Source organism: Actinoplanes rectilineatus, from assembly GCF_000962825.1.
GTDB lineage: Bacteria > Actinomycetota > Actinomycetes > Mycobacteriales > Micromonosporaceae > Actinoplanes > Actinoplanes rectilineatus.
The window spans coordinates 20,167-33,540 of sequence record NZ_JZKF01000056.1 but is presented as its reverse complement, the minus strand read 5'-3'; the positions used below and the strand labels follow the sequence as shown (position 1 = coordinate 33,540).

At 70.7% G+C, this 13,374-nt stretch carries 9 protein-coding genes; 6 read left to right on the top strand and 3 right to left on the bottom strand.

All coding sequences use genetic code 11. The features are described from left to right. Both WH85_RS31900 and WH85_RS31895 read right to left on the bottom strand, forming a co-directional pair. Positions 1-1,476: a glutamate-cysteine ligase family protein gene (locus WH85_RS31900; RefSeq protein ID WP_045745775.1), complete on the bottom strand. Its 1,476-nt coding sequence runs from the start codon at positions 1,474-1,476 to the stop codon at positions 1-3. Between the two features lie 225 nt (positions 1,477-1,701). After that, positions 1,702-2,223 carry a hypothetical protein gene (locus WH85_RS31895; RefSeq protein WP_045745774.1) on the bottom strand — a complete coding sequence of 174 codons (522 nt, stop codon included), beginning with the start codon at positions 2,221-2,223 and terminating at the stop codon, positions 1,702-1,704. 269 nt (positions 2,224-2,492) lie between these two features. On the opposite strand from WH85_RS31895, the gene WH85_RS31890 reads away from it, so the two are divergent. Continuing rightward, a complete protein-coding gene (locus WH85_RS31890) occupies positions 2,493-5,723 on the top strand; it encodes a hypothetical protein (RefSeq protein WP_045745773.1) in 3,231 nt (1,076 codons plus the stop codon). A gap of 377 nt (positions 5,724-6,100) precedes the next feature. Here the strand turns inward: WH85_RS31890 and WH85_RS31885 are convergent, their stop codons facing one another. Next, positions 6,101-6,826: an ATP-binding protein gene (locus tag WH85_RS31885; RefSeq protein WP_045745772.1), complete on the bottom strand. Its 726-nt coding sequence runs from the start codon at positions 6,824-6,826 to the stop codon at positions 6,101-6,103. A gap of 144 nt (positions 6,827-6,970) precedes the next feature. Between WH85_RS31885 and secA2 the strand changes: the two genes are divergently transcribed. The 5 genes from secA2 to WH85_RS31860 all read left to right on the top strand — a co-directional run bounded on the left by secA2 (position 6,971) and on the right by WH85_RS31860 (position 13,370). Further along, complete coding sequence (secA2, locus tag WH85_RS31880) at positions 6,971-9,262, top strand: accessory Sec system translocase SecA2 (RefSeq protein WP_045745771.1); 2,292 nt, start codon at positions 6,971-6,973, stop codon at positions 9,260-9,262. A 1,469-nt stretch (positions 9,263-10,731) separates the two neighbouring features. Continuing rightward, positions 10,732-11,286, top strand: a complete 555-nt coding sequence (locus WH85_RS31875) for a winged helix-turn-helix domain-containing protein (RefSeq protein ID WP_045745770.1) — start codon at positions 10,732-10,734, stop codon at positions 11,284-11,286. Between the two features lie 162 nt (positions 11,287-11,448). Continuing rightward, positions 11,449-12,081 (top strand): nucleoside/nucleotide kinase family protein, encoded by a 633-nt coding sequence (locus tag WH85_RS31870; RefSeq protein ID WP_045745769.1) that lies wholly within the window; start codon positions 11,449-11,451, stop codon positions 12,079-12,081. 200 nt (positions 12,082-12,281) lie between these two features. After that, positions 12,282-12,704 carry a TraR/DksA family transcriptional regulator gene (locus tag WH85_RS31865; RefSeq protein ID WP_045745790.1) on the top strand — a complete coding sequence of 141 codons (423 nt, stop codon included), beginning with the start codon at positions 12,282-12,284 and terminating at the stop codon, positions 12,702-12,704. Positions 12,705-13,184: 480 nt separating this feature from the next. After that, positions 13,185-13,370 (top strand): hypothetical protein, encoded by a 186-nt coding sequence (locus WH85_RS31860; RefSeq protein WP_045745768.1) that lies wholly within the window; start codon positions 13,185-13,187, stop codon positions 13,368-13,370. The last annotated feature ends 4 nt before the right edge of the window (positions 13,371-13,374 follow it).

Below are 13,374 nucleotides of genomic sequence, written 5' to 3'. Positions count from 1 at the left end.
TCAGACGCCGGGCCACTCGTGGACGGGGATGTTCTCGTGCATCAGCGGAAGGTAGCGGCGCAGCATCTCGTGCAGCGCCCGCTGCCGGTCCTGGCCCTGCGCCTCCAGCGCGTGCAGCGTCTCCACCTGCCAGGCCGCGCCGTTGCGGTGCCGCAGGCAGCGCTGCTCGATGATGCCGAGGAGACGGTCCCGGTGGGTGGGGGAGACACCCCAGGCGTCCAGCCCCTCGGCCGCCTGCGGGAGCAGCCGGCGCAGCACCAGCTCGGTGACCGGCAGGGTGCCGTGACCGGGCCAGAAGACACTCGCGTCGATGCCGTGCCGGGCGCAGTTGTGGAAGTTCTCCTCGGCCGCACGGAAGCTCATCTGCGACCAGACCGGGCGGTCGGCCTCGGCGAGCGTCCGGACCAGACCGTAGTAGAACGCCGCGTTGGCGATCGTGTCCGCCACCGTCGGCCCGGCCGGCAGCACCCGGTTCTCCACCCGCAGGTGCGGCCGCCCGTCGACCACCGCGTAGATCGGGCGGTTCCACCGGTACACCGTCCCGTTGTGCAGCCGCAGCTCGCTCAGCTCCGGGATCTCGCCGCGCTCCAGGATGTCCGCCGGATCGTCGATGTCGCAGATCGGCAGCAGCGCCGGGAAGTATCTGACGTTCTCCTCGAACAGGTCGAACACACTGGTGATCCAGCGTTCCCCGAACCACACCCGCGGGCGTACGCCCTGCGCCCGGATCTCCTCCGAGCGGGTGTCGGTGGCCTGCTCGAAGAGCGGGATCCGGGTCTCACGCCAGAGCTCGCGCCCGAACAGCAGCGGCGAGTTCGCGCCCAGCGCCAGCTGCACCCCGGCGATCACCTCGGAGGCGTTCCAGTACGCCGCGAAGTCCGCCGGACTGACCTGCAGGTGGAACTGGGTGCTGGTGCAGGCGGCCTCGGGCGCGATGGTGTCGGTGGTGACCGCCAGCCGGTCCACGCCGTCGATGCGGATGTCCAGGTCCTCGCCGCGGGCCGCGAAGATCTGCTCGTTGAGCAGCTGGTACCGCGGGTTGGCGGAGATCGATTCGCCGGTCAGGTGTTCGCGCCGCAGGGTGGGCAGGATCCCGATGGTCACCATGTGTGCCCCGGCGGTCCGGGCGCGGCGCTCCGCCTCGTTCAGGCTGGCCCGCAGGCCGCGTTCCAGTTCGGCGAAGTCGTCACCGGCCAGCCGCCGCGGCGGCAGGTTGATCTCGACGTTGAACTGGCCCAGTTCGGTCTGGAAGTCCTCGTCCGCGATGGCGCCGAGCACCTCGGCGTTGCGCATCGCCGGATCGGCCGCCTCGTCGATCAGGTTGAGCTCGATCTCCATGCCGGTCATCGGCCGCTCGAAGTCGAAGCGGGACTCCCGCAGCATGGTCGCGAAGACGTCCAGGCTCCGGCGGATCTTCTGCCGGTACCTGGTCCGGTCCTCCCGGGTGAAGTTGGTCTGGTCGACTTTCTCGCCCATGTCGCACCACCTTCCGAGCCGTCAGCGGCGGGGGAGAGCGCGCGGGGCGGCGGGCTTCCCCTCGGCCTCATGATGACCGCTGTCCACTGCGGATTCACCGCTTCGGTTCACCATTGCCGCCAGGCGAACGGTGCGGTGCCGTGTCAGGTTGACCATGGACGGCCGGTATACCCGCCGGCCCCGCCTTCCACACCGCCCGCTGGTGACGGGCCCCGGAGTGCGGCGTCAGCGCAGCCAGGCGGCGAGCACCACGCCGAAGATGACGAGCCCCAGCGTGGCCTGCATGAGCAGGACCGGGCCGAGGTGCGACCAGCGGGTCGGGATGCGGGGCGTGAGTGGCTGCATGGTGGTCAGGTTCACCACCTGCATCAGCTTGACCGGCAGGGTGGGGTCGGCCTGCGGCTGGGTGCGGACCTGGACGAGATCGCCCCGGTGCAGCGCCGACTGCGGCAGCTGTCCGTGCATCTCGATCTCGTAGGTCTGTCCCAGGTCGTCACGCAGGCGGACCGGGGTGACCAGGAACTCCGGACCCTTGCGAAGCTCCTTGAGGGTCCGCCGGGCCGGTTTCATCCGGAGCAGCGCGCCGACCATCTGCGCGATGCCGGCGGCGATGAAGACGGCGACGGCCAGTGGCCGGCCGACCTGGACCTCGCGCGTGTACGAGGCCTGGAAGCCGAGGAAACGGCCGGTGATGATGGGACTGACGTGCCGGAGGATCCGCTCGCGGTGCAGCTCGGTGTCTTCCATTGGGGGTCACCTCCTGGATGTTCTTCAATGCTACGGAGTGAAATGGCTCCAGCACCGTGAGTGAATCAGCGCATCCTGATCTCTCTGCTTACCTCCTTCTCCTCATGCCTGTGGCGCAATACTGCCGAATTCGCTACTGATCTGGGCAAAGACACCCTCCGGGCACCCTCGAAGAGGTGAACTGTTCTCGGAAATCCATCCGGCAACCCGGGGATGGCATCCGGTCGGCCGGAGGCACACGGCAGGCCGGGAATGGGGGAGGAAGCCCAGTGGCGTCGACGAACGCGTACGTCAAGCCGGAGAGCCTGCTGGCGCAGACCGCCCGCACCATGGTCGAGGCACACGGCGGCGGCTCCGGCCCACGCGACGGCATGACGCTCTGCCCCACCTGCGGCGAACGGCTGCCCTGCCGGATCGCACTCTCCGCCGCCGAGGTGCTGGCCGCCGCCGGACTGGCCGAGGAATCCGGCCTGGTGGCGCTGACCCGGCCGGCGGCGCTCCGCGACGACACCCGCCCACCCTGGGCCACACCCCTGGAGGAACCGGTCTGGGAGGACTCGTGGTCGACACCGGAGGAGCCGCCGCCGGCGCGTACCCGGTCGCGATCACGGTACCGCGACGACGACGCCGAGGAGCCGGTCCCGGCGTACCAGCCGTCGCACGGCCGGCACTCGCACAGCCGGGGCCTGCACAGCGAACCGGTCGAGGACGACCTGCCGCACTCGTCCGCGCGACCGATTTCGCCCACGCCGATCCGAACGTCCGCGCCCCCGGTCTCGCCGACGCCGGTCGCCTCGTCCGCGCCCCCGGTCTCACCGAGGCCGGTCGCCTCGTCCGCGCAGCCGGTCTCACCCACGCCGGTCGGTGCCTGGGAGGACAGCGGCTGGGCCAAGCCCGAGCCGGAACCGGAGAACGGCGGCGCCGGAGCCCGCACCCCCACCCCGGCCCCACCCTGGGCGTTCCCCTCCATCGACGAGACCGGTCACCCCGCGAACGACCCCGAGCCGACCGGTGCCGCAAACGCCGACCGGGGATACAGCCTCCCGGGCGAAGACCCTTCCCACGGTACGAGCGAAGAGCCCACTGACCCCGACGACAGGGGCTACACCTCCCCGTGGGCGGCCGAACCGGAACCGCAGCCCCGGGGCAGGGGACGCGGATCCCAGCAGGCCGACACCGGGTACACCTCGCCGTCATGGGTGACCGGGGCATCCGACCACGAGGAACCGGAGGAGCCCGCGCCGCCGGCCCACCCGGAATACACCGGAGGCGGCAGCCCGACCGGTCTCGCCGGCCGCATCCACGGACACTCGTCACCGGCGGCCGGGCTGTCCCGGCCGTCCGGGGCCACCGCGCCGTCCGGCGGTCCCGGTCTCCCCACCGGCGGCAACCCGTCCCGCCCCACCGGCCTGTCCGGCGCCTCCCTGTCAGGAGTCTCGGGCTCGTCCGGGGACTCGAGTGGGTCCGAGGGCGCAAGCTCGTCCCGCGGAGGCTCGTCCGACCAGCCGTCCGGACTGGCCCGCCGCGCCAGGATCCCGTTCGAGGAGGCGTTCCGGGGTGACCTCAACGCACCCCTCGGCACCTTCAACTCCCCGGCCAGCAGCGGCCTGAGCGGTCCCGCGGGCGGTGGCTACGGCTCCGCGGGCGGTGGCCTCAACGATCCTGCCGGTGGCGGCTACGGTCCGGCGAACGGTGGCGGCCTGTCTCACGGTGGCGGTCCGTCTCATGACGGCGGTCTCTCTCATGGCGGCGGTCTCTCCCATGGTGGTGACTTCTCCCATGGTGGTGACTTCTCCCATGGTGGTGGCCTCTCCACGCCGGAGCCGAACGGGTCGGCCCGGCCCTACCAGGAATCGCCGCTCTCCGGCGACGGCACGGGCCTGAACGCCCTGTCGCTGCCGAACCCGAACTCCGCGCCGCCAACCCCGCGGATCTCCCTGCCCCCGCTGCCCGGAAAAGCGGGAACCGAGGACTCCCAGGAACTCCCGCCGACCTGGGCCGCCCCGACCCGGCCGGACGAAAGCCCGTCGAGCGGCGAGTCCGGCCTCGGGCCTTCCACAGCCTCCGGTCTCGGGCCTTCCACGGCCTCCGGTCTCGGCGCCGCGCAGTTGGCCTCCGGTCTCGGCCAGCCCTCGCACAGCGGCCCCTCCCAGGGTGGCCTCCCGCAGGGGGGACCCGGCTTGGGCGGTCTGTCCCGTCCGGGCGGTGACCTGGCGTCGCGGCTCGCGCCGCCGCCCGCCCCCGAATCCCCTTCCGGCCTGTCCGCGGGCCCCGCACCGATGGGCCCGTCGCTGGCCGGCGGATTCGCCTCGGGTGGATTCGCGGCCGGCGGAAACACCGAATCGTCCACCACCCCGGCCTACCAGGACGAGCCGTCCTCGGGGCTTCAGCCAGCCGCACCATCCTCGGGGCTCCAGACGGCTGGTCCCTCTTCGGGACTCCAGACGGCTGGTCCCTCTTCGGGACTCCAGACGGCTGGTCCCTCTTCGGGGCTCCAGCCGGCCGCACCGGCCGGGGGCTTCCAGATGGCCGGTTCGGCCTCCGGTCTCCCGGCGGCACCGCCCCCCGCCCCGCCTGTCGGGCAGGCCGCCACCCACATTCCGCCGCCGGCCGCGACGTTCCAGGCTCCGGCGTCCCCGCCCTCCACTTCGCAGGCTCCCGCGCCGCAAGCCCCGACCCTGCAGGCTCCGGCACCGACCCTGCAGGCGTCGGCGCCCCAGGCACCTACTCTTCAGGCGCCGGGTCTTCAGGCATCGACCCTGCAAGCATCGACCCTGCAGGCGCCCGGTCTTCAGGAGTCCACTCTGCAGGCTCCGGCGCCCCAGGCTGAGACGCCGCCGGCCCCGCCCGCCCCGGGGATTCCGACGCCGGAACTGGGACAGCCGGCCACCTACAGCCAGCAGAACAGCCCGCTCGACGCTCCCCGGTTCACCCGCTCGGCCCGTCCCATGCAGCACAGCACCACGGCCGACGGCGGTGCGGTGCCGCTGCCGCCGCCTCCCGGGAGCGGCGTACGGCACCAGGCCGGCGATCACGGCGTACCCCCGAAAGGAACGACACCCGCACCTGCCGTGACCGGGATGGGGACCGAGACGCCGCAGGCGGCCGGTCGTCCGCAGTTGCAGGCGCCGGATCTGGGACAGTACGCGCGCCCGCAGACCCCGGACGCGGGGACGGCCGGTGCCGCTCCGCAGAATTCGGGACTCGCCCACAGTGCTTCGGGACTCGGCCAGAGCGCTTCAGGTACGGGTCAGAGCGCTTCGGGCCTGGGCCAGGCCACTTCGGGTCTGCAGGCTCCGAACATGGGGCAGAGTGCTCCGGGTCTGCAGGCTCCGAACATGGGGCAGAGCGCTCCGGGTCTGCAGGCTCCGGACATGGGCCAGCACGGTGCGCAGGCGTCGGGTCTCTCCGGTCTGTCGGCAGTCGCGCCGTCCGCCCCGGCGCCGTCCGAGGGGCCTGGCGACGGTTCCGCGGCGCCGAGCGGACTGCCCCGCTTCTAGACATGTTTCGTGGTCAGGGTGCGAAGCCCGTCCGCGTGGTGATTTCGGGCGCGTTGGACGCCCGAAGTCACCACACCCGTGGCGGTGTGGTGATTATGGGCGCGTTGGACGCCCGAAGTCACCACACCCGTGGCGGTGTGGTGATTATGGGCGCGTTGGACGCCCCAAGTCACCACACCCCTGGTGGTGTGGTGAATACGGGCGCGCTGGACGCCCGAAATCACCACGCTGTTGTGGGTGTGGTGAATTGGGGCGTCCAGCGCGGCCGTAATCACCCCACCCCACCACGGTCGTGCGGTCGGGCCGTGCCTGTGCGAGGCGCGATGCGCGGCCAGGCCCACGGTGCTGCCGGGCTTTTCGTATCTGGCCCTGTCCGGTCAGGCGACCAGCCGGCTCCACACCACTTTGCCGCCGGTCACCGGGAGCACACCCCACGCGTCGGTCAGGTCTCGGACCAGGTGCAGTCCGCGACCGCCCGCGTCGGCGACCGTCGGCTCGAGGGCGCGCGGCATCCGCCGGCTGCCGTCCCGGACCGCCAGGGTGATCCGTCCCGCGCGCCGGCCCAGCGTGACCTGCATGGTGGTGTGCGCGTGCCGGACCACGTTCGCCACCAGCTCCGTCGCGACCAGAGTGGCGTTCGAAGTCACCTCCGCGCCGTGCGCCCACGCCGAACAGGCGTCCCCGACGAGCCGGCGCACCTGACGGCAGGCCTCCGGCAGCGGGCGCAGCCGGACGCGTACCCGGGCACCCTCGCCGTCCAGGATCTCCAGAGCGTCCGAACGGCTGCCGGCCACGTCCACCAGCGCCAGCGCCGGGTCGGTCGCCAGCGCCGCCCGGGTGTCCGCGTTCGCACCGCAGATCACGATCGGGATGTCCGGGAATTCGGTGGCCGCCCGGATCGCCGCGGCCAGCGGCTCCAGCGCCCCCGGCTCGGCGACCCGCAGACGGGCGACGTCGAGCAGCAGACGGTCCGGCATCACCGACAGGCTGCGCCGGACCGCCGCGCCGAAGGCGTCACCGGTGATCCGGTCCAGGGTGCCGGCGACGGTCAGGACAGCGACCGGAAGGTTCCCCTCCGGCCGGCAGATGAGCTGGCTCGGCATGGGCGCTCCTTCCGGGTACCAGGAATCGCAGACCCCCCAGGGTGCCCGGTGAGCAGCTCCGGCAAACGGAGAAAAAGCACCTTCTGAAGCATGGCCGGGAGTCCGGCGCTTGAGACGGGGCAAAATAAAGTACCGTTGCGCGCCATGGGTGTGTCGCAGCGGTTGAAGAACCGGTTCCGCAAGTTTCTGCAGCGTCCCGGGACAACAGTGGACCTCGGCCCGCTGTCGAAGCGCCTGGGAGCCATCGAGGCGCGAGAAGAGGCGCTCCAGGAACTGGACGACGCCGCGTTGACCGAAGCGGCCCGGGAGGCCGACAGTTACGTCGAGATCTGTGCCATCGGACGGGAGGCGTCCCGGCGGGCCATCGGCCAGCGGCCGTACGACGTTCAGCTCCTCGGTGCCATGGCCCTGCTCGACAAGCGGGTCGCCGAGATGGCCACCGGTGAGGGCAAGACGCTCACCGCCACCATCGCGGCGTACGGGCATGTCCGTCTCGGCGACGGCCCGGTCCACGTGCTGACCGTCAACGACTACCTCGCCAAGCGTGACGCCACCTGGATGGAGCCGATCTACACGCTGCTCGGCCTGACCGTCGGCTGGATCACCGAGGCGATGACGCCGGAGGAGCGCCGGGAGGCGTACGCGGCCGACGTCACCTACGTGTCGGTCAGCGAGGCCGGCTTCGACTACCTGCGCGACCAGCTGGTCACCGACGTCGCCGACCGGGTGCAGCGTGAACTCGCCACCGCGATCGTCGACGAGGCCGACTCGATCCTGATCGACGAGGCCCGCGTGCCGATGGTGCTCGCCGGCAGCGTGGCCACCGAGTCCAACCCGGTGCTCGAGGCCGCCGAGATCGTCCGCGGGCTGCGCAACGGCAAGGACTACGAGGTGGCCGAGGACGGCCGCAGCGTGGCGTTCACCGACGATGGCCTGAAGAACGTCGAGGAGCAGCTCGGCGGCGTCGACCTGTACGCCGACGACCAGGTGGAGCACCTCTCCGCGGTCAACGTCGCCCTGCACGCGCACGCGCTGCTGCGCCGCGACGTCGACTACATCGTCCGCAACGGCGGCGTCGAGCTGATCGACGAGATGCGCGGCCGGGTCGCCCAGCGCCGCCGCTGGCCGGACGGTCTGCAGGCCGCCGTGGAGGCCAAGGAGGGTCTGACCTCCACCGCCGAGGGCGAGGTGCTGGACACCCTCACGGTGCAGGCCTTCATCGCGCTGTACAAGAACGCGTGTGGCATGACCGCGACCGCGGTGCACGTCGGCGAGCAGCTCCGGGAGTACTTCAAACTCGAGGTCGCGGTCATCCCGTCGAACACCCCGAACATCCGCGAGGACGACCCGGACCGGATCTACTCGGCGCACGACATGCGCGACGAGGCACTGGTCGAGGAAATCAAGATCGCGCACGACAAGGGCCGTCCGGTTCTGATCGGCACCCTGGACGTGAAGGCGTCCGAGCGTCTCGCCGAGCAGCTCGCAGCGGCCGGCGTGCCGAGCAGCGTACTGAACGCGAAGAACGACGTCGAGGAAGCCACCATCATCGCCGAGGCGGGCGCGCTCGGCGCCGTCACCGTCTCCACCCAGATGGCCGGCCGCGGCGTCGACATCCGCCTCGGCGGCTCCGACGAGAAGGACCGCGACGCGGTGGTCGAGCTCGGCGGCCTCTACGTGATCGGCTCCGGCCGCCACGACAGCCGCCGCGTCGACGACCAGCTGCGTGGCCGCGCCGGCCGGCAGGGCGACCCGGGCGCCTCGGTGTTCTTCGTCAGCCTCGAGGACGAACTGGTCACCCGGCACGCCGGTGACATCCTGCCGGCGTCGCCCCGGATGGACATCGACGGTGTCGTCCACGACGCCCAGGTGGAGTACGCGGTCGAGCACGCCCAGCGGGTCGCCGAAGGCGTCAACCACGAGATCCACCGCAACACCTGGCGGTACAGCGTCGTCATCGAACAGCAGCGCCTGCTCCTGGCCGAACGCCGCGAGCGCCTGCTGACCTCCGAAGTCGCCGCGATCATGCTGCTGGAGAAGTCCGAGGAGAAGGCGAAGGAGACCGACGAGGACGTGCTGTCCGACTCGGCCCGGGCGATCGCCCTCTACCACCTGGACCGTCTGTGGGCCGAGCACATCGCGTACCTGAACGAGGTCCGCGAGGGCGTTCACCTGCGCGCCCTGGGCAAGCTGGACCCGCTCGACGAGTTCCACCGGGCGGCGGTGCCGGCCTTCCAGGAGCTGCTGACCCAGGTCGAAACCCGCACGATCGAGACGTTCGACGAGGTCGACCTGACCGACGGCTGGCAGCCGGACCGGGCCGAGATCGTCCGCCCGAGCGCCACCTGGACCTACCTGGTGCACGACAACCCGTTCGGGTCCGAACTCGACCGCCTGATCGCCGCAGTCGGCCGCCGCCTGACCTCCGGCGGCTGACAGACCGACCTCCCTCGGGCAGGCGGGCACCCTTTCCGCCCTCCTGCCCGAGCGCCCGGACAGTTCGCCTTCATCACACCCGATCATGTTGTCGGGTGTGCTCGCCGTGCTGTTGAGGGCAGCCATCGCACCCGATCATGTCGTTGGGTGCGCTCACCGTGTCGGTAAGGGCGGCCATCGCACCCGATACATCATCGGGTGCCGCCTGCCGCCTGCCGCCTGCCGCCTGCCGCCTGCCGCCTGCCGCCTGCCGCCGCCAGATCGTGTTTGTGGGTCCCGGGGCTGAGGTGGGTAACTGCACCCGGTGTCGCCGTCGGGTGCGGTCACCGTCTGATTTGGGGTGATCGTCGCGCCCGATCATGTTGACGGGTGCACGCACCATGCCGACGACGGTGGTCGGCGCACCCGATATGTCATCGGGTACCGCGACCGCCTCATGTTTCGCGAGTCTTGAGGCCCGGGCCGGTGACGGCACCCGGTGAGGCCGTTGGGTGCACTCACCGTCCCGTTCGGGGAGGCCGCTGCACCCGACCATGTTGTTGGGTGCGCTCAAATCCCGTTCGAGGCGGTCGTCGCACCCGATCTTGTCATCGGGTGCGCCCGCCATCGAGCAGGACGGTCGTTGCGCCCGTTGCATCATCGGGTGCTGCCACCGCCTGCCGTCGGGTGCTGCCACCGCCTCATGTCCCGCATGTCCCGCATGTCCCGCATGGCCCGTGGCCCGTGGCCCCGGCCTGGGGCGGTGGGCGCGCCCGGTGTGGTCGTCGGGTGCGTTCGCCGTCTGATTTGGGTCGGTCGTCTTACCCGATCACGGCGCTGGGTGCGCTCGCCGCGCCGGTGACGGTGGTAGCCGCACCCGATACGTCATCGGGTGCCGCAGCCGCCTCGTGCTCCGTGGGGTCTGAGACCAGGTCGGTGAGTGCACCCGGTGCGGTTGTTGGGTGCGGCTACCGTCTGGTTGAGGTGGCTGTCGTACCCGATCATGTTGTTGGGTTGGCTCGCCATGCCGGTGACGGCGGTCAGCACACCCGATATGTCATCGGGTGCCGCCACTGGCCGGTGTGCTGCTCATCCTGCGCGATGCTGCTCATCCTGCGCGATGCTGCTCATCCTGCGCGGTGCTGCGCGGTGCTGCGCGGTGCTGCGCGGTGCAGCGCGGTGCAGCGCGGTGCAGGTTGATCTAGCTGCCGATTCTGGACGTTGACGGGGGTTCGGGTGAGGGCTTTGGCGTGGGCCGCGCCACGGGTTCGGCGGACCGGCGACCTGGCCGTCATTCGGCAATGCTTAATGAGGCTGACAGATAGCGTTACCGGAATGCATTTGTGTGACCGTGAACAATGTGGAACGTCTTTCCCACACTGTGGTTGGCGACTTGACCCGCGAACGGGCGGGCGGGAAATATCGTCCCCGCTTTACGCACAGTGATCGTTCATATTCGCTTGCCGCAGCAAATTCTGGGGGATGAATCAATGCCGGTCAGCGCATTGTCGCCGCGAGCCGATCGCGGTTCCGCGGGACCGGGCCGGGGTTCCGGCCGTCGTTCCGCCGAGCCGGCGTTGACCGTGACGGTTGCCATCCCGCTCACCGGTGACGTGGTGTCGCCGCAGGCCCACAAGCTGCTCGCCGCGGTGCGGGAGCTGGTCGAGCTCAGCCGGGGCACGGTGACCGTCGAGCAGGCCGAGGCGCCGGAGGAGTTCGTCGAGGAGATCCTGCCGGACGGTCCGGAGGTGCGGTTGCAGGTCTCGTCGCGCCAGGCGCTGCTGGAGGGTGTCCCGCTGACGTTGACCCGTCTCGAGTTCGACCTGCTGCTCTTCCTCGCCGAGCGCCCTCGGCGGGTGTTCAGCCGGGCTCAGCTGCTCGCCGCGGTCTGGGGTTACGAGCGGGCCGGCGAGCGCACGGTCGATGTCCACGTTCGCCGTGTGCGTCTCAAGCTCGGCTCCCAGGTCTCGCTGATCACTACGGTCTACGGGGTCGGTTACCGGCTGGCCGACGACGCCCGGGTCCTGATCATGCCGCACGACTGACCGGCCTGCCCCGCAAAGCCGGAAGCACCCGGGGGAGTGCTGTGACAACGCGGCCTGGTGAGTGCGGCAACGCGGCCCGGTGAGTGCGACAGTGCTGCTCGGCGAGTGCGGCAACGCGGCCCGGTGAGTGCGACAACGCCGCCCGGCGAGCATGATCGACGCATGCGTGTCACCCCCGTCTCGTACCCCAAATTGATCGATGATCTGGCCGATCGTCTCGCGAGTCGGGAATCCGACAGTCGCCTCCGGGTGGCCGTCGACGGCGCCGACGCTGCCGCCCCCGGAGCCCTCGCCGACGCCCTCGTCGATCCGTTGCGGGTCCTCGGTCGCCCGGTCGTCCGCGTCGACACCAGGGATTTTCTTCGTCCGGCCTCGGTGCGGCTGGAGTTCGGGCGGACCAATCCGGACTCGTTCTACTCCGGCTGGTTCGACGAGGCGGGCCTGATCCGGGAGGTTCTGGACCCGGCCGGACCGGGCGGCTCCGGGCGGATCCTGCTCAAACTGTGGGACGCCGACATCGATCGTGCGGCGCGTGAGCCTTATCGCGAACTCGCCGGTAACACGATCGTCGTGGTCAGCGGGCCGCTGCTGCTCGGCGCGGGCCTGCCCTTCGACTTCACTGTCCATCTTGAACTGTCGGCTGCTGCTCTGGAGCGCCGGACGCCCTCTGGCCTGCTCTGGACTGTGCCGGCGCATCGGCGGTACGTCGAGGAAGTGAATCCCGGATCGTTCGCCGACGTGGTCGTCCGGGTCGACGATCCGCGGCGGCCGGCGCTCGTGGTGGGCGATCGTTGAGCCGCGGCGCAAGACCCGTGTGCCGAGTCCGTGGCGGATTCGACCACTGACAGTTATGCTCCGGTTACTTTTTCGCGGGGGTCCCGTTTGGGATCTTCGGCGGTGGGTATCGACCGGCTCCACAAGTCGAGCCGTACCGGGACGAGGGTGACCCGGCGATGGTCCACCGGCTGGGGCTGATGGAAGGGCAGGGGGACAGCATGCTCGTCAACGGAGCGATTGTTGCGGGTAAGGGCTCGAGCACGGCGAAGCTGCGCTCGGTCGAGGAGATCGAGCAGATCCGGGCGCTCCTGCGGGACCGTTTCGAGGAGCTCAACACCGAGTACGAAGAGGCCGTCGCCCAGAATCATCGGCTTCGGCTGGTCGAGATCGGCGACGCGGCCGGCGACGACCAGGCCGACAGCGGGTCGAAGACGGCGGAGCGCGACGCCGCGTCGTCGCTGCTGCGCACGCTGCTCGACCGGCGCACCCAGGCGGAGCACGCGATGCAGCGGCTCGACGAGGGCACCTACGGCAACTGCGAGGGTTGTTCCCACCCGATCCCGGTGGAGCGCCTCGAGGTGTTCCCGTCCGCGACGTCGTGTGTGAACTGCAAGCAGGTCCGCGAGCGCCGCGCCAGCTGACGATTTCCGGGGCCTGCCGGCGGAGTGGGCCCCGAAATCGCAGGTCCACGGTGGACGGTCGTGGGTGAAATGCGCGGCCGCCCCATTTCCACGGCAAAGAGCGGCGTTCCGGTCACCGCCCGGCGATGCTCATTGTCAGATCTTTCCGGGGTACGCGTTCCACCTCCCACAACCACAGATGACCCGTCCCACCGCCACCCAGATCCTCGCGGCACCCGTGGTGCCGGCGCGGTGTCCCGTGGCGAGGGCGCAGGGCGCACCAGCCCGTCCGGACCGCAGTAGTGGCGAAGACGCGGTGAAACCGGTCCGGATCGCCGGCCGTGGCGAATCTCTGAACGGTCAGGCACTCCGGACCGCGGTAGTGCGGGCCGAAGTGCAGACGACGGTCCGAGCGGGCGGGTGACGCCTCAGCCGACGGCCGGAGTCACGTCGAGCGGCCGAGCGTGTTCCGGACGGCGAAGGCCGGGTATCCACTACCCCATGACGGACATCCGGAATCCCGACGAGCAGTCGCAGCCGCCCGAACCCGACGGTGATCCGCATGGCGGCGACTACGAGTACGACGAGGCGCACAGCGAGGGCACCGGTCAGGCCGTCCCCGACGCCCTGCGCGCCGAGGCCGACCGCCGACGGGACCTGAACCCGCCCGCGAGCAGGAGCACGTGACGGC

What these genes read in the sequence shown, in the direction of transcription:
- WH85_RS31900 (WP_045745775.1), bottom strand. Translation starts at nt 1,476, where the DNA reads ATGGGCGAGAAAGTCGACCAGACCAACTTCACCCGGGAGGACCGGACC.
- secA2 (WP_045745771.1), top strand. Translation starts at nt 6,971, where the DNA reads ATGGGTGTGTCGCAGCGGTTGAAGAACCGGTTCCGCAAGTTTCTGCAG.
- WH85_RS31870 (WP_045745769.1), top strand. Translation starts at nt 11,449, where the DNA reads ATGCGTGTCACCCCCGTCTCGTACCCCAAATTGATCGATGATCTGGCC.
- WH85_RS31885 (WP_045745772.1), bottom strand. Translation starts at nt 6,826, where the DNA reads ATGCCGAGCCAGCTCATCTGCCGGCCGGAGGGGAACCTTCCGGTCGCT.
- WH85_RS31860 (WP_045745768.1), top strand. Translation starts at nt 13,185, where the DNA reads ATGACGGACATCCGGAATCCCGACGAGCAGTCGCAGCCGCCCGAACCC.
- WH85_RS31865 (WP_045745790.1), top strand. Translation starts at nt 12,282, where the DNA reads ATGCTCGTCAACGGAGCGATTGTTGCGGGTAAGGGCTCGAGCACGGCG.
- WH85_RS31875 (WP_045745770.1), top strand. Translation starts at nt 10,732, where the DNA reads ATGCCGGTCAGCGCATTGTCGCCGCGAGCCGATCGCGGTTCCGCGGGA.
- WH85_RS31895 (WP_045745774.1), bottom strand. Translation starts at nt 2,223, where the DNA reads ATGGAAGACACCGAGCTGCACCGCGAGCGGATCCTCCGGCACGTCAGT.